Origin of the sequence: Variovorax sp. MHTC-1, from assembly GCF_003984645.1 — a bacterium.
GTDB lineage: Bacteria > Pseudomonadota > Gammaproteobacteria > Burkholderiales > Burkholderiaceae_C > Variovorax.
This window is the reverse complement of the sequence record NZ_RWKI01000005.1, coordinates 61,623-76,983: the sequence shown is the minus strand read 5'-3', so window position 1 is coordinate 76,983 and position 15,361 is coordinate 61,623. Positions and strand designations below refer to the sequence as shown.

Sequence of the window (15,361 nt, the reverse complement as noted above, 5' to 3'; positions counted from 1 at the left end):
CAGGATCCGTTATGCAATCTTTTATGTTGGGGGTCGACCGCTTCTCGACCCTGGTCGGCAAGACCTTTGCCTGGTGCGCGGTGCTGCTCACCGTGCTCATCAGCCTCGAGGTGTTCTCCCGCTACGTGCTCAACCGGCCGCACGCCTGGGTTCTCGATGTCCAGATCATGTTGTACGGCACGCTGTTCATGACCGCCGGCGCCTACACGCTGAGCAAGAACGGTCATGTGCGCGGCGACGTGCTCTACGGCTTCTTTCGGCAGCGCACGCAGGCCATCTTCGACCTGGCGCTCTACATCCTCTTCTTCCTGCCCGGCATCGTCGCGCTGACCTGGGCCGGCTGGATCTATGCGGGCGAATCGCTCGCCATTCGCGAACAGACCTTCTCGGCCGACCCGATACCGCTCTATCCCTTCAAGTACGTGATCCCACTCGCCGGCATCACGCTGCTGCTGCAAGGCTTCGTCGAGATCGTTCGCTGCGTGCTGTGCATCAGGGACGGCGTCTGGCCCTCGCGCGAACAGGACGTGGAAGAGGTCGACGTCGAGAAGCTCAAGGAGATGGTGCACGTGGATGACAAGGACATCCAGGCGCTCGACGCCGTCGTCGCCTCGAAGGAGGCGAGGAAATGATCCGCCGCGAACTCTGGTTCGGCCTCTCGTTCATGTTCCTGATCGTCGCCGCGGCGGCGACCATGCTGCTGCGCGTGGAAACCATCACCAACGGGCACCTCGGCCTGCTGATGCTGTCGCTGGTGGTCGTCGCGATCATGCTGGGCTTTCCCACCGCCTTCACGCTGATGGGCATGGGGATGATCTTCACCTGGTTCGCCTACGACCGAAACACCACCAACACGCTCGACCTGATGGTGCAGGCGGCCTACAAGACGATGGCCAACGACGTGCTGATCGCGGTGCCGCTGTTCGTCTTCATGGGCTACCTCGTCGAGCGCGCCAACCTGATCGAGACCTTGTTCAAGAGCCTGCACCTGGCGATGTCACGCCTGCCGGGCGCGCTGGCGGTTGCGACGCTGGTCACCTGCACCATCTTCGCGACCGCGACCGGCATCGTCGGCGCGGTGGTCACGCTGATGGGCCTCCTGGCGCTGCCGGCGATGCTGCGCGCCGGCTACAGCATTCCGCTCGCCGCCGGCTCCATCACGGCGGGCGGCTGCCTCGGCATCCTGATTCCGCCTTCGGTGCTGCTGATCGTCTACGGCGCGACCGCCGGCGTCTCGGTGGTGCAGCTCTATGCGGGCGCCTTCTTTCCCGGCGTGATGCTGGCCTCGCTCTACGTGCTGTACGTGATCCTGGTCGCCAAGCTCAAGCCGGCCTGGGCGCCGCCGCTGTCGGCGGCCGACCGGGCCGTGCCGCTGCCGCCGCTCACGCAACGGCTCACGACCGACTCCGGCAAGCATGCGCTCGGGGGTCTGGTCTCCGCGTTCAAGGGCCGCCGCAATGCCGACGTTCCGGTCGGCCACCTGCTGCGGCAAATGGCCATCGTGCTGCTTCCGGGCCTGATCTTCGCGATCCTGGCGCTGACCAGCTACCGCGCCGTGACCACGGTGGCGGCTGAGGAACGCTACGAAATCCAGGAGATCGGCGCCTCGCGCAGCGCGCCGGACGAACAGGCGGGCGGCCTGCAGGAACCGCCGGTCGACAACGAAGGCGGCCTGCAGGAGCCGCCGAGCGAGGGTGGATTGGCCGAACCGCCCTCTTCTTCCGGCAGCGTGCAGGAGCCGCCCGGCGCTGCCGCGGCGCCGCCGGCGCCGGCAGCCGCAGCCGAACCAGGCAGCGCGCCGGCCGCCGACGCGGACACCATCCGCGCGGCGCCGACCTGGTGGTGGGTCTGCTTCGCCGTGCTCGGCGCGATCACCGCGCTGTTCTACCTGTTCCTGAGCTTCGCGCGGCTCGAGATCTTCAAGATGCTGCTGGCATCCTTCTTCCCGCTGATGCTGCTGATCCTGTCCGTGCTCGGCTCGATCGTGCTCGGCCTCGCGACGCCGACCGAAGCTGCGGCCATGGGAGCGCTGGGCGGTTTTATGCTCGCAGCCGCCTATCGCCGGCTCACGATGAGCGTGCTGAAGGAGTCGGTCTTCCTGACCGCCAAGACTTCGGCCATGGTGTGCTGGCTGTTCGTCGGCTCGGCCATCTTCTCGGCCGCCTTCGCGCTGCTCGGCGGACAGGCGCTGGTCGAGGAATGGGTGCTCAGCATGAACCTCTCGAAGATCCAGTTCCTGGTGCTGAGCCAGATCATCATCTTCGTGCTGGGCTGGCCGCTCGAATGGACGGAGATCATCGTGATCTTCATGCCGATTTTCATTCCGCTCTTGGACAACTTCGGCGTCGATCCGCTGTTCTTCGGCCTGCTGGTGGCGCTGAACCTGCAGACGGCCTTCCTCTCGCCGCCGGTCGCGATGGCTGCCTTCTACCTGAAGGGCGTGAGTCCGCCGCACGTGACGCTGAACCAGATCTTCCTCGGCATGCTGCCCTTCATGGGCATCCAGGTGATCGCCATCCTGATGCTCTACATCTGGCCGCAGATCGGCCTCTGGCTGCCGCAGCTGCTGTACAAGTAGACGCTGGCGCGGCGGCCGGCAATGGCCGCCGCCCTTCTCCGAACCCCTGTCATGAATCCTCTGCTCGAACGCCTGGCGCGCTGGACGCGCGCCGTCCCGCATGCCCTGCGACGCATCGGCCTGCTGCCGCCCGCCGCAGAAGCCGCACCTGGGCTGTGGCTGGACGGCAGCTTCGAGCACCAGCGCCGCAGCATCGACTACAAGCTCTTCGTGCCGGCCAGGGACGCTGGCCGGCGGCGCCCGCTGCTGCTCATGCTGCATGGCTGTACGCAGGACCCGGATGACTTCGCGGCCGGCACGCAGATGAACCGGCTCGCCGCCCAGCACGGCTTCATGGTGCTCTACCCGACGCAGACGAAGCAGCACAACGCGGCGAAATGCTGGAACTGGTTCCTGCCGCAGCACCAGCAGCGCGAGCGCGGCGAGCCTGCGCTCCTGGCCGCGCTCACGCGATCGGTGATGGCCGAGCAGGCGGTGGACCCCGCGCGCGTCTACGTGGCGGGCCTCTCGGCCGGCGGCGCGATGGCCGACATCATGGGACGCACCCACCCCGAGCTCTTCGCCGCAGTCGGCGTGCACTCGGGCCTGCCGATTGGCGCGGCGAAAGACTTGATGTCCGCGCTGGCCGCAATGAAGAACGGCGCGCCGGTGGCCGCGAGGACCGGCGCGATACGGCCGACCATCGTGTTCCACGGCGATGCCGACGAGACGGTGCATCCGAGCAACGGCGAAGAGGTGGCGACGGCCGCGCTCGCCGCCGAGGCCGGCGCCGATGCGCCGCGAATGCACGAGATGCAGGGCCGGTCCAAGCAAGGCCGCGCCTATGCCCGCCGCACCTACGCCGATGCCCATGGCCGCATCGCGGTCGAGCACTGGCTGCTGCACGGCGCCGGCCACGCCTGGGCCGGCGGCAGCGCCGAGGGTTCGTTCACCGATCCCGCCGGGCCGGACGCGAGCGCCGAAATGCTGCGCTTCTTTCTCTCGCATCCCCAGACGTCCTAGCCGCCGCCAGCCCGCGTTTACATCAGGTTGCGCCGGCGAGCGATATTTGCCAAAGCTTTGCAAAGCCGACGCCAGCGCCGGGCCCCACTCGCGCGTTAATGGAAGCCAGAAGCGATTCACGAAGGGATCGACCATGAAACACCGCACCACCTCGACGTCCGGCCGCCGCGCGATCGGCTGGCTGCTGGGTTTGGCGCTGCTCCTCACCGGGCTTGCGGCCTTTGCCCAGCAGGATCCGCCGGGCCGCGTGGCCCGCCTCAATTTCCACCAGGGCACCATCAGCTTCTCGCCGGCCGGCGACGACAGCTGGTACGACGTGGTCCCGAACCGGCCGATCACCACCGGCGACCGCCTCTGGACCGATCGCAATGCCCGCGCCGAGCTGCATGTGGGCTCCGCCACGCTGCGCATGGACGACCAGACCGGCATCGCGATCTCCGAGCTCGACGACGACACGGCCCGCATCACCGCTCAGCAGGGCAGCCTTCAGGTCCGCGTGCGCGATCCGCTGGAGGGCCGGCGTTTCGAGATCGATACCGGCAACCTCGCCGTGGTGATCGACGCACCCGGCGACTACCGCATCGAAACCGATCCGGCCGCCGGCACCACGCGCGTGGCCATTGCCGCCGGCAGCGCCACGCTCCACGGCGAGGGCGGCGAGTCGGTGCCGCTCGGCGCACGCCAGCAGCTCACGGTAACGGGGCGCAATCTGGCGGCGGTGAGCGCAGGCCCGGTGCGCGCGGGCAACGACGCCTTCGAGCGCTGGGTGGCCGAGCGCGACCGCATCGAGGAACAGTCGATCTCGGCGCGCTACGTCTCGCGCGAAGTGGTCGGCTACCAGCAGCTCGACAACTACGGCGACTGGCAGAGCGTTCCCGAATACGGCAACGTCTGGTACCCGCGCAATGTGGACGCCGAATGGGCGCCCTACCGCGACGGCCAGTGGGTCGAGGTCGCGCCCTGGGGCTGGACCTGGGTCGATGCCCAGCCGTGGGGCTTTGCGCCTTCCCACTACGGCCGCTGGGCACGCATCGGCCCGCGCTGGGCCTGGGTGCCGGGCCGGCCGAATGTGCGGCCGATCTATGCGCCGGCGCTGGTCGGCTTCGTGGGCGGCGCCCACATCGGCGGCGGCCGCAACGGCGTGGGCTGGTTCCCGCTCGCGCCGGGCGAGCCGTGGCGGCCGGGCTACCGCGCCAGCCAGCGCTACATCGACGAGGTCAACCGCGCGATCGCCTACCAGCGGCAACTGGCGCGCGCCGAGTACCTGCACCGCAACACGCCGGGCGCGCTCTCGGTCGTTCCGGTGGACATCTTCGGCCGCGGCCCCATCGCCCGCCGCGACTTCCTGCGCATGCCCGAGGACCGCATCGCGCAGATGCAGGTCGCACCGGCGGTGCCGATTCCGCCGCGCGGCGATCGGCACTTCGGCGGCTTCGGGCGTCCGGCCGCCTCGCCGCCTGCCTTCCAGGCACGGCAGCAGCAGCAGTTCCAGTTCGAGCAGGCACGGCAACAGCAGCAAGCGCAGCAAGCGCAGCAAGCGCAGCAGCAGCTTCAGCAGCGCGCCGCCCAGACACAGGCGCAGCAGCAACTTCAGTTGCAGCAAGCGCAGCGCTTCCAGCAGGCCCAGCAGTTGCAACAGGCGCAACAGGCGCAGCAACTCCAGCAGGCGCAACAGCTTCAACAGATGCAGCAACGCGACGGGCTGCGCCAGCAGCAACAGGAGCGCGCCGCGCAAGCCCAGGCACAGGCACAGGCCCACGCCCAGCAGCAGATGCAGTTGCAGGCCGTACGCCAGCAGCAGGAGATGCAGCAGCGTGCCGCTGCCCAGGCGCAGGCCCAACAGATGCAACAGCTGCAACAGCAGCAGGCCTTGCGTGCGCAGCAGCAGATGCAGGCGCAGCAACAGGCCCAGCAGATGCAGCAGCTGCAACAGCAGCAGGCCTTGCGCGCACAGCAACAGGCTCAGCAACTGCAGATGCAGCAGCAACAGCACAACGCGATGCGCCAAGCCCAGGAAGCCCAGCAGCGCGCCATGCAGCAGCGGCAGCAGATGCTGCAGCAGCGCGGGATATCGCGCGACTCCGCGCAGCAGGGCGACCGGCCCTGAGAGACCGCGGCCCATCACGAACCGGCGCCGCAGCCGCTCCCTCGGCCGGCTACAGTCGGCCGCAAGGAGCACCCATGCGCACATTCGACTTCGACCTTTTCGTGATCGGCGGCGGCAGCGGCGGCGTGCGCGCGGCACGCATGTCGGCCCAGCGCGGCGCGCGCGTGGCGCTGGCGGAATGCGCCGAGCTGGGCGGCACCTGCGTCAATGTCGGCTGCATTCCCAAGAAGCTCTATAGCTACGCGGCCGGCTACGCCGAATCCTTCGAGGAGGCCGCCGGCTTCGGCTGGCAGGGCGGTGAACCGCGCTTCGACTGGAACCGGCTCAAGGCCAACCGCGCACGCGAGATCACGCGGCTCAACGGCGTCTACCGCAGCCTGCTCGAAGGCGCGGGCGTCACGCTGATCCAGGGCTGGGCGCAACTGGCCGATGCCCACACGGTACAGATCGGCGAGAAGAAGCACACGGCGCGCCACGTGCTGGTCGCCACCGGCGGCATGCCCTTCGTGCCCGAGGTGGCGGGTCGGGAGCACTTGGTGGTTTCCGACGCGATGTTCGACCTCGACCCTTTTCCGAAGCGGCTGCTGGTGGTGGGGGGCGGCTACATCGCCTGCGAGTTCGCCTCCATCTTCAACGGCCTGGGGGCCCAGGTCACGCAGCTGTACCGCGGCGCGCACCTGCTCAACGGCTTCGACGAGGACCTGCGCCAGTTCCTGGCCAAGGAGATGACGCGCACCGGCATCGACCTTCGCTTCAACTGCGAGATCGACATGATCACGCGCCTCGACAGCGGCCTGTGCGCGATGCTCTCGCGCGGCCAGCGCGTCGAGGCCGACACCATCCTCTACGCGACCGGCCGCGTGCCCAACACGCAGGGGCTGGGCCTCGAAGCCGCGGGCGTTGCGCTCGACGAGCGCGGCGGCGTGGTGGTCGATATGCACTACCGCAGCTCGGTGCCCTCGGTCTTCGCGGTGGGCGACGTGTCGACGCGGCAGCAGCTGACGCCGGTGGCGCTGGCCGAGGCCATGGTGGTCGTGGACACGCTCTTCGGCAAGGGGCCGCGGCAGCTCGACTACGAATTCACGCCGACGGCCGTCTTCACCCATCCGAACATCGGTACCTGCGGCTACTCCGAGGCCGCGGCACGCGCCAAGTTCGGCAAGGTCAGCGTGTTCAGCAGCGAGTTCAAGGCGCTGCGCCACACGCTCTCGGGCAGCGGCGAACGCACCTTCATGAAGTTGATCGTCGAGCGCGCCAGCGACCGCGTGGTCGGCCTGCACATGGTGGGGCCCAACGCGGGCGAGGTGGTGCAGGGCTTCGCGGTCGCGATGCGCGCCGGCGCCACCAAGGCGATGTTCGACAGCACCATCGGCATCCACCCGACCGTGGCAGAGGAGTTCGTCACGATGCGCGAGCCGATGCCGGGGTAGCCCCGCGCAAGTCGCCGCCGGGCCGCTGCACAATGCGGCGATGCCCTACATGCCCGCCTTCGTCGCACCCGCCCGCTTCACCGACCCCGACGCAGCCCTCGAACAGGTGCGGCTCATCTACAACGGCGGCCTGCAGCACCTGCGCGACGCGATGCAGCGCTTCGTGGCCGGGGACAGCCTGGCCGGCCGCGTGCGCGCCTGCTACCCCTTCGTGCGCGTTCATACGCACACGGTCTCACGCCGCACGCCGGCCGCCAATGCCTGGCTGAGCTACGGCTTCGTCGCCGGGCCGGGCCGCTACGAAACCACGCTGACGCGGCCCGACCTGTTCCACCGCTACTACCGCGAGCAGTTCCGGCTCTTGCTCGAGAACCATGAGGTCGAGCTCGAAGTCGGCACCAGCACGCAGCCGATCCCGATCCACTTCTCCTTCGCCGAGAACGAGCACATCGAAGGCACGATGAGCGTCGAGCGGCGCGCGCTGATGCGCGACGTGTTCGACCTGCCCGACCTCGGCGCGATGGACGACGGCATCGCCAACGGCACCTTCGAGCCCAAGGCCGGAGAGGCGCAGCCGCTCTCGCTCTTCACGGCGGCGCGCGTGGACTACTCGCTGCACCGGCTGCGCCACTACACCGGCACGGCTCCCGAGTGGTTCCAGAACTTCGTGCTCTTCACCAACTACCAGTTCTACATCGACGAGTTCGTGCGCCTCGGGCACGAGGCGATGACCGACGAGAACAGCGAATACATCGCCTTCATCGAGCCCGGCAACGTGATCACGCGCAGGCGCGGCCTCGCGGCGGGCTCGAGCGGCACCTTCGGCGCACTGCTCGACGGCACCCAAGGCACGCCGCCGGGGCGCCTGCCGCAGATGCCGGCCTACCACCTGGTGCGCGAGGACTGCAGCGGCATCACGATGGTCAACATCGGCGTCGGCCCGGCCAACGCCAAGACCATCACCGACCACGTCGCGGTGCTGCGCCCGCACGCGTGGATGATGCTCGGCCACTGCGCCGGCCTGCGCCAAGGGCAGCAGCTCGGCGACTACGTGCTGGCCCACGCCTACGTGCGCGAGGACCACGTGCTCGACGAGGAGCTGCCGCTGTGGGTGCCGATCCCGGCGCTGTCCGAAATCCAGCTCGCGCTCGAGAAGGCGGTGGCGGACGTCACCGGCATGCAGGGCGCTCAGCTCAAGAAGATCATGCGCACCGGCACGGTGGCCAGCACCGACAACCGCAACTGGGAGCTGCTGCCGGGCAACCAGCCGCAGCGGCGCTTCAGCCAGAGCCGCGCGGTGGCGCTCGACATGGAAAGCGCCACCATCGCGGCCAACGGCTTCCGCTTCCGCGTGCCCTACGGCACCCTGCTGTGCGTGAGCGACAAGCCGCTGCACGGCGAGATCAAGCTCCCCGGCATGGCCAACCACTTCTACCGCGAGCGCGTGGAGCAGCATCTGCGCATCGGCATGGCCGCGATCGACGTGCTGCGCCGCGAAGGCTCCAGCCGGCTGCACAGCCGCAAGCTGCGCAGCTTCGCCGAAGTGGCCTTCCAGTAGGCGGAGCGCTGGCTTCGGGATTCTGTCGGCGGGCGAGTGGCGCTTCCGCGCGACAGCCGTCATCTCCTCCCGGCGGCGCGCAGGTGGTCTCGGCAGTGGAGTCCGGCAAGACCGTCGCCGGTCCCTCAGGCCAGGCCGAACAGCTCCGGCATCTCGCGCTTGGCCTTGGGCGTGAGCGCGAGCGCCCGGCCGTCCAGCTCCTGCCGCGCCCAGCCGCGCCGCAGCGACAACTGCAGCCAGGCTGCGCCGAGCGCACCGCCCAGGTGCGGCCGCCGCTCGCTCCAGTCGAGGCAGGCGCAGGCGAACCGCCGGCGCGAGCGGCGCGCATTCTCGATGTCCAGTCCCAAGCTTTCGAGCGCGACCGCGCCCTCGGCCGTGAGCTCGTAGACGCCGCCTTCGGCCGCCGTGTGGAGCCAACCCTGCGCATGCAGCCGGTCGTGCAGCGCCACGCCGGCCGTGCCGGCCATGTGGTCGTAGCAGGTGCGCGCCGCACGCAGGCGGCTTGGCGCGGTCGGCTGGAACTCGTTCGCCGGCGCACCGGCGACCACCAGCAGCCCTTCGAGGACGGCGGCGACCTCGCTGCCCGCGAGCCGGAAATAGCGGTGCTTGCCCTGTGCCACCGATTCGACCAGCCGCTGCTCCTTGAGCCGCGCCAGGTGCGCGCTCGCGGTCGAGGCCGCGACCTCGCCCACGGCCGCCAGCTCGGTCGCGGTCCGGGCGTGGCCATCGAGCAAGCAGCACAGCATGCGCGCACGCGCCGGCTCGGCGATGGCGCCGGCCAGTCGCGCCAGGTGAGTGTCGGCGGTGGATGCATCCATGCTTCGATGCTAAGCGAAGTGTGTCCGTGCAGGGAGCATCACACTTCGGACATGAACCACGACATCGCCCCGCCAGCCGACGCCATCGCGGCCGTCGCGCATCCCGACCCCTACCCCTGGTACGCCGTGCTGCGCCAAGGACCTGCGCTGGTCTACGACGAAGGCCTGCGCCTCTGGGTCGCGAGCCGCGCCGAGACCGTGCGCGAGCTGCTCGCCAATCCTGCGCTGCGCGTGCGCCCCGCCGCCGAGCCGGTGCCACGCGCCATCGCCGGCACGCCGGCCGGCGAGCTTTTCGGCCGGCTGGTGCGCATGAACGACGGCGCGCCGCATGCGCAACACAAGCCGGTGCTGCAGCGTGCCTTGGCCGGGCTCGATCTCCAGTCGGCGCACGCGCAGGTCTCGAAGGTCGCCACGCAGATGCCTGCAGGCGCCCTGTCCGACACCTGCTTCGCGCTGCCGGTCGCGGGCGTCGCGCACCTGCTGGGCTTCGCCGACGAGGAACTGCCGCGCATCTCGGACTGGATGCGCGACTTCGTGGCCTGCCTGTCGCCGCTGTCCACCGCAGCGCAGTTGCAGGCCGCGAGCGAGGCCGCGGAGGTGCTGATGATGCGCTTCGAGCAGCTCGTGGCCGCGCAGCCCGCGCGGGACGGCAGCTTGTTGGCTGCGGTGCGCGCCCAGGCGCCGAACGACAACTCGCGCGCCCTGCTGGCCAACCTGGCCGGCCTGCTGTCGCAGACCTGCGAGGCCACGGCCGGCCTGCTGGGCAACAGCCTGGTGGCGCTCGCGCGCGAGCCAGGGCTCGGCCGCACGATCGGATCGCAGCCCGGGCTGTTGAATGCGCTGGTGCAGGAAACCGCGCGCCACGATCCTTCGGTGCAAAACACGCGCCGCTTCGTCGCCGAAACGACCATCGTTGCCGGGACGGCGCTCGCGCCGGGGGACGCGGTGCTGCTGGTGCTGGGTGCCGCGAACCGCGACCCCGCGCTGAACCCCGCACCCGCGACCTTCGAACTGAAGCGTGCCGATCGCCAGACCCTGGGCTTCGGCCATGGCGCGCACACCTGCCCGGGCCAGGCGCTGGCTTGCACCGTGGCGGCGGCAGGCGTGCAGGCGCTGAGGGCAGGCGGCGTCGACACCGCATCGCTGCGCGAGCGTGGCTGGGACTACCGGCCGTCGGTCAACGCCCGCATCCCCGTGTTCCGCTGATCCGCTTCACGCGGCCGCCGGCCAGCGCCCCGTCGCCTCGAGATGCGGCGACAGGGCCGCTGGCCCGAAGCGCAGCGGCAGCGCGGCCGGCGCATGCTGCGCGGCGACCACCTGCATGCGCAACAAGCGCTGGGCGCCCGCGAAGGCATCGACCTCCGGCCCGTCCCAGACGACCTCGGCCAGCACGAAGAGCTGCAGCAGGTCGCCGGTTTCGAAATCGATGAACAGCAGGCCGGCGACCGGATTGATCGCGATATTGCCCAGCGTGTTGAAGAAGGCGTTGCCAAGGAAGTCCGGCACGGTGAGCGTGCCCTCGCCGCTCAGTTGCACGAAGCCCGGCCGGCCGCCGCGGTGAGAGACATCGACGCCATGGCTCGGCGAGCCAGCATCGCCGGCCGAAGGATGCGCGGTGGCGATGAAGAAGGTGTCGGCCGCGCGCACCATGCGCTGCGCCTTGGCATCGAGGCCATCGGTGCGCGGCCCGACATGCGCATCCCCCGCGCCGCCGACGAACAACGGCTCGCGCGCCTGGATGTACTTGGGGCAGTTGCCGAAGCTCTGATCCACCGCGACCGAGAAGCCCCGCGCGTCGACCGCCTCGATCGCGCCGTTCATGCGATTGCGCCGGCGCGTGTGCGGCTCGATGCCGAGCAGCCCGATCGGCGCGCCGGGTTTCAGCGCGGCGCCCAGCGGGTCGCCGGCCAGCGGCAGCGCGTCGATGCGCAAGTGCGTCGGGTCGGGCGAATGCGCAAAGCCCGGCGGCGCCGCCAGCACGCTGGCCCAGGGCCGGCGCTCGGCATCCAGGCTGCCCGCGATCAGAAAGGGCAGCTGCGCGAAGAAGCTGCGGTGCTGGTCGGGCATGTGATCGCGGACCACGCGCGGACCGATCTCGGCCAGGCGCTCGCCGATGCCGGCGCGCGCCTGCAGCGCGCGCTCGCCCTCGTGCCAGGTGGCGGCAGCGGCGTTCACGCTCTGAGCCCGATGCGCGACGCCACCATCGGCACGAAGCCCGGCAGCGCCTCGATGCGCGCCAGCCAGTCGCGCACCTTCGGGTAGGGATCCAGCGACACATTGCCTTCGGGCACATGCGCGACGTAGCTGTAGTTGGCGATGTCGGCGAGCGTCGAAGAGTCGTCCGCGAGGAAGAGACGGTCGCAGAGTTCGGTCTCCATCACCTTCAGCAGGTTGTGGGAGCGCGCGATCACGTCGGACGGATCGGTGGCCAGCCCGAACAGCACGATCACGCGCGCCATCGAAGGGCCTTGCGCCAGCGGGCCGGCCGCGACCGAGAGCCAGCGCTGCACGCGCGCCGCGCCGAGCGGGTCGCGCGGCAGCCAGCGCGCCGGCTCGGGTGCATAGCGCTCGTTGAGGTACAGCAGGATCGCGTTCGAATCGGCCAGCGTGACCTCGCCGTCCTCGATCACCGGCACCTGGCCGAAGGGGTTGCGGCGCAGGAACTCGGGGCTGCGCTGCGCGCGCGCTGCGAGATCGATCTCGACGACTTCGAAAGGCAGCCCGAGCAGCCCGAGAAACAGACGCACGCGATGCGAGTGACCGGAGATCGACGAGCTGTAGACCGTGATGGGACGGGCGGGACGGGTGGGCATGGCTTTCTTCCTGGCTGGTGGTGGGTGGATGAAGCCGATTCTTCTTTGATACGTGCTTCGGAGTAATGGCCATTGCTGTATTTCACTGCTGCGATTTCCGGTCTAATCGGCCTCATGGACCGCCTCAAAGCCATGCAGACCTTCGTGCAGATCGCCGATCAGGGCAGCCTGACCAGGGCCGCCGATGCGCTGGAAAGCTCGCTGCCGGCCGTGGTGCGCTCGCTGGCCGCGCTCGAAGCGCATCTCGGCGTGCGCTTGTTCCACCGCACGACACGGCGCATCTCGCTGACCGAGGAAGGCCGCCGCTACCTCGAAAGCGTCCGCGAAGTGCTGGCCGCGGCCGACGCCGCCGACCGCGCGCTCACGGTCGATGCGGCCGAGCCCGCGGGGCAGCTCACGGTCACGGCGCCGGTGCTGTTCGGCCACATGTACGTGGCGCCGGCGATCGTTCGCTTTCTCCAGCGCTACGACAGGATGCGCTGCAGCGTGCTGCTGCACGACCGCACGGTGAATCTGCTGGAGGAAGGCATCGATGTCGGAATCCGCATCAGCCCGCTCGAGGACTCCTCGCTGGTCGCGCAGCAGCTCGGCAGCATCCGCCGCGTGGTGGTCGCGAGCCCGGCCTATCTGCAGCAGCACGGCATCCCGCGGCATCCGCGGGAACTGCTGAAGGCCAACTGCGTGCGCATTCATCCGAGCGCGCCCGTGCACTTTCGCGAAAACGGCCGCAGCTTCGCGGTCGCGGCCAAGGGCAACCTCGAGTTCAACCACATCGCCCCGGTGGTGGAAGCCTGTGCCGCGGGCATGGGCTTCGGCATATTCTTCTCCTACCAGGTGCAGCCCTTCGTTGCGCAGGGGCGGCTTGCCATCGTGCTCGAGGACTTCGAGCTGGAGCCGCGGCCGGTGAGCGTGATCTATCCGCACGCGCGGCTGCTGCCCGCACGCACGCGCGCGTTCATCGAGTGGATGAAGAAGGAGTTCGAGGGCCTGCATCTCTGAAGCGAGGCGCTGCCCGCTTGCGCCACAATGCCGCGGTGCCCAGCCTCGCTCCCCCTCTTTTCCACGCCAGCCACCTGCACAAGCGCTACGGCGCGACCACCGTGGTCGACGACCTGTCCTTCGAGATCGCGCGCGGCGAGTGCCTCGGCGTGATCGGCCCCAACGGCGCCGGCAAGACCACCACCATCCGCATGTGCCTGGGGCTCACCACGCCCGACGGCGGCACGATCGATGCGCTCGGCGGACTCTCGATGCCGCGCGATGCGCGTGCCATCAAGGCGCAGCTCGGCGTGGTGAGCCAATTCGACACGCTCGACCCGGACTTCAGCTGCGCCGAGAACCTGATGGTCTATGCGCGCTACTTCGGCATGCGCCGCGCGCAGATCGCACCGCGCATTCCGCAGCTGCTCGAGTTCGCGGCGCTCTCGCACAAGGCCGATGCGAGGCCGGGCGAGCTTTCGGGCGGCATGCGACGCCGCCTGTCGCTGGCGCGCGCGCTGGTCAACGACCCGAAGCTGCTGATGCTCGACGAGCCCACCACCGGCCTGGATCCACAGGCGCGGCACCTGATGTGGGAGCGGCTGCAGCTGTTGCTGCAGCAGGGCAAGTCGATCCTGCTCACCACGCATTTCATGGACGAGGCCGAGCGCCTGTGCTCGCGCCTGCTGGTGCTCGACCACGGGCGCAAGATCGCCGAAGGGCGCCCGCGCGACCTGATCGCCGAACACCTGGAGCCCGACGTGGTCGAGGTGTACGGCAACGGCGCGCTCGGGCTCGCGCATTCGCCGCTCAAGAAGTTCGCGGCCCGCGTCGAGGTCAGCGGCGAAACGGTCTTCTTCTATACGCAGGATGCACGCGGCCTGCTGGCTGCACTGGCGAGCCACAGCGGCCTTCGCACCTTCCATCGACCGGCGAACCTGGAGGATCTGTTCCTCAAGCTGACCGGCCGGCAAATCCGCGAGGACGGTTGAAGCATGAGACGCCGGGCCGCCCCCTGGTCGAATGGCACCGCAGCGCAGAGCGCGGAGGTTACCCAATGAGCACGACGATCGATACGACACTGCCCGCGGCGCCCTCGGTCTGGCGCGCCCCCGAGCTCTCGATGCGCTGGTGGCCGGTGTTCCTGCGCAACCTGCTGGTCTGGCGCAAGCTCGCGATCCCCAGCCTGATCGGCAACATCGCCGAGCCGCTGATCTGGCTGGTGGCGTTCGGCTACGGCATGGGCGCACTGGTCGGCCAGGTCGAGGTGAACGGCACCAGCGTGCCTTACATCCTGTTCCTCGCCAGCGGCTCGATCTGCATGAGCTCGATGAACGCGGCCTCCTTCGAAGCGCTGTACTCGGCCTTCTCGCGCATGCATGTGCAGAAGACCTGGGACGGCATCATGAATGCCCCCGTGGGGCTCGACGACGTGGTGCTGGCCGAAATGCTGTGGGCCGGTTTCAAGGCCATCTTCACGACCACCGCGATCCTGTTCGTGATGCTGGGCCTCGGCATCAGCCACAGCCCCAAGCTCCTGGCCGCCTGGTTCGTGCTGGCGGGCGTGGGCGTCACCTTCTCGTGCATCGCGCTGATCTTCAATGCGCTCGCCAAGGGCTACGACTTCTTCACCTACTACTTCACGCTGTTCATGACGCCGATGATGTTTCTCTCGGGCGTGTTCTTTCCGCTGGAGCAGCTGCCGGGCGCGGTGCGGATGCTGGCGGACTGGCTGCCGCTTGCCAATGCGGTGGCGCTGGTGAGGCCGCTGTTCATGGATCAGTGGCCGGCGGAGTGGTGGCGGCATGCGGTGGTGCTGGTGGTCTACACCGTCGCATCGTTCTGGGTCGCGCTGGCCTTGACCAGAAAGCGCTTCAGGGCCTGACTTACTCCCTCCCCATCTGGGGGAGGTCCGGGATGGGCACCGGCTCACCGCCGGCCTTCAAGCGCGGCGAAAGCGGAAATAAGTCACACGCCGGCATCGATCTGAGTAACAAGCGCTTAATTTACTTACAGAAACAGTTGTTACAGACTGGCGCAGCCCCTCGGGCGCCGCGTCGGTCTTTCACGTGGACCG

Annotated in this window: 13 protein-coding genes; 10 read left to right on the top strand and 3 right to left on the bottom strand. The window is 69.1% G+C overall.

Annotated features, from left to right (window positions below):
• The first annotated feature begins 11 nt into the window (after window positions 1–11).
• From EJI01_RS10275 to EJI01_RS10250, 6 genes are all read left to right on the top strand, one after another.
• Window positions 12–632: a TRAP transporter small permease subunit gene (locus tag EJI01_RS10275; RefSeq protein ID WP_126837015.1), complete on the top strand. Its 621-nt coding sequence runs from the start codon at window positions 12–14 to the stop codon at window positions 630–632.
• Window positions 629–2,578 (top strand): TRAP transporter large permease subunit, encoded by a 1,950-nt coding sequence (locus EJI01_RS10270; protein WP_126837014.1) that lies wholly within the window; start codon window positions 629–631, stop codon window positions 2,576–2,578. Before EJI01_RS10275 ends, EJI01_RS10270 begins: the two co-directional genes overlap by 4 nt.
• Window positions 2,579–2,629: 51 nt before the next feature.
• Entirely contained in the window at window positions 2,630–3,580 is a 951-nt protein-coding gene (locus EJI01_RS10265) for an alpha/beta hydrolase family esterase (protein WP_260602399.1), read from the top strand.
• 133 nt (window positions 3,581–3,713) lie between these two features.
• Window positions 3,714–5,687 (top strand): DUF6600 domain-containing protein, encoded by a 1,974-nt coding sequence (locus EJI01_RS10260; RefSeq protein ID WP_126837012.1) that lies wholly within the window; start codon window positions 3,714–3,716, stop codon window positions 5,685–5,687.
• A gap of 74 nt (window positions 5,688–5,761) precedes the next feature.
• A complete protein-coding gene (gene gorA / locus EJI01_RS10255; RefSeq protein ID WP_126837011.1) occupies window positions 5,762–7,117 on the top strand; it encodes a glutathione-disulfide reductase in 1,356 nt (451 codons plus the stop codon).
• Window positions 7,118–7,157: 40 nt separating this feature from the next.
• A complete protein-coding gene (locus EJI01_RS10250; protein ID WP_126837010.1) occupies window positions 7,158–8,675 on the top strand; it encodes an AMP nucleosidase in 1,518 nt (505 codons plus the stop codon).
• Between the two features lie 125 nt (window positions 8,676–8,800).
• On the opposite strand, the gene EJI01_RS10245 is transcribed toward EJI01_RS10250, so the two are convergent.
• Window positions 8,801–9,493 (bottom strand): ArsR/SmtB family transcription factor, encoded by a 693-nt coding sequence (locus EJI01_RS10245; RefSeq protein ID WP_126837009.1) that lies wholly within the window; start codon window positions 9,491–9,493, stop codon window positions 8,801–8,803.
• A 51-nt stretch (window positions 9,494–9,544) separates the two neighbouring features.
• Between EJI01_RS10245 and EJI01_RS10240 the strand changes: the two genes are divergently transcribed.
• A complete protein-coding gene (locus EJI01_RS10240; RefSeq protein ID WP_126837008.1) occupies window positions 9,545–10,699 on the top strand; it encodes a cytochrome P450 in 1,155 nt (384 codons plus the stop codon).
• 6 nt (window positions 10,700–10,705) lie between these two features.
• On the opposite strand, the gene EJI01_RS10235 is transcribed toward EJI01_RS10240, so the two are convergent.
• Together EJI01_RS10235 and EJI01_RS10230 are read right to left on the bottom strand one after the other, a co-directional pair.
• Window positions 10,706–11,668 (bottom strand): pyridoxamine 5'-phosphate oxidase family protein, encoded by a 963-nt coding sequence (locus EJI01_RS10235; RefSeq protein ID WP_126837007.1) that lies wholly within the window; start codon window positions 11,666–11,668, stop codon window positions 10,706–10,708.
• The gene (locus tag EJI01_RS10230) at window positions 11,665–12,306 is read right to left on the bottom strand and encodes a glutathione S-transferase family protein (protein ID WP_126837006.1); all 642 of its coding nucleotides are present in this window, start codon (window positions 12,304–12,306) and stop codon (window positions 11,665–11,667) included. Before EJI01_RS10230 ends, EJI01_RS10235 begins: the two co-directional genes overlap by 4 nt.
• Before the next feature lie 114 nt (window positions 12,307–12,420).
• Here EJI01_RS10230 and EJI01_RS10225 point away from each other — a divergent pair, with 114 nt between their 5' ends.
• From EJI01_RS10225 to EJI01_RS10215, 3 genes are all read left to right on the top strand, one after another.
• Window positions 12,421–13,305, top strand: coding sequence for a LysR family transcriptional regulator (locus EJI01_RS10225; RefSeq protein ID WP_126837005.1), 885 nt, complete (start codon window positions 12,421–12,423; stop codon window positions 13,303–13,305).
• A gap of 35 nt (window positions 13,306–13,340) precedes the next feature.
• A complete protein-coding gene (locus tag EJI01_RS10220; RefSeq protein WP_126837004.1) occupies window positions 13,341–14,276 on the top strand; it encodes an ATP-binding cassette domain-containing protein in 936 nt (311 codons plus the stop codon).
• A 65-nt stretch (window positions 14,277–14,341) separates the two neighbouring features.
• On the top strand, window positions 14,342–15,169 hold the full coding sequence (locus tag EJI01_RS10215; protein WP_126837003.1) for an ABC transporter permease: 828 nt from the start codon (window positions 14,342–14,344) through the stop codon (window positions 15,167–15,169).
• The last annotated feature ends 192 nt before the right edge of the window (window positions 15,170–15,361 follow it).

Bases quoted from the DNA above. Each gene is read 5' to 3' on its own strand.
- EJI01_RS10225 (WP_126837005.1), top strand. From the start codon at position 12,421: ATGGACCGCCTCAAAGCCATGCAGACCTTCGTGCAGATCGCCGATCAG.
- gorA (WP_126837011.1), top strand. From the start codon at position 5,762: ATGCGCACATTCGACTTCGACCTTTTCGTGATCGGCGGCGGCAGCGGC.
- EJI01_RS10230 (WP_126837006.1), bottom strand. From the start codon at position 12,306: ATGCCCACCCGTCCCGCCCGTCCCATCACGGTCTACAGCTCGTCGATC.
- EJI01_RS10275 (WP_126837015.1), top strand. From the start codon at position 12: ATGCAATCTTTTATGTTGGGGGTCGACCGCTTCTCGACCCTGGTCGGC.
- EJI01_RS10270 (WP_126837014.1), top strand. From the start codon at position 629: ATGATCCGCCGCGAACTCTGGTTCGGCCTCTCGTTCATGTTCCTGATC.
- EJI01_RS10260 (WP_126837012.1), top strand. From the start codon at position 3,714: ATGAAACACCGCACCACCTCGACGTCCGGCCGCCGCGCGATCGGCTGG.
- EJI01_RS10265 (WP_260602399.1), top strand. From the start codon at position 2,630: ATGAATCCTCTGCTCGAACGCCTGGCGCGCTGGACGCGCGCCGTCCCG.
- EJI01_RS10240 (WP_126837008.1), top strand. From the start codon at position 9,545: ATGAACCACGACATCGCCCCGCCAGCCGACGCCATCGCGGCCGTCGCG.
- EJI01_RS10250 (WP_126837010.1), top strand. From the start codon at position 7,158: ATGCCCTACATGCCCGCCTTCGTCGCACCCGCCCGCTTCACCGACCCC.
- EJI01_RS10245 (WP_126837009.1), bottom strand. From the start codon at position 9,493: ATGGATGCATCCACCGCCGACACTCACCTGGCGCGACTGGCCGGCGCC.
- EJI01_RS10215 (WP_126837003.1), top strand. From the start codon at position 14,342: ATGAGCACGACGATCGATACGACACTGCCCGCGGCGCCCTCGGTCTGG.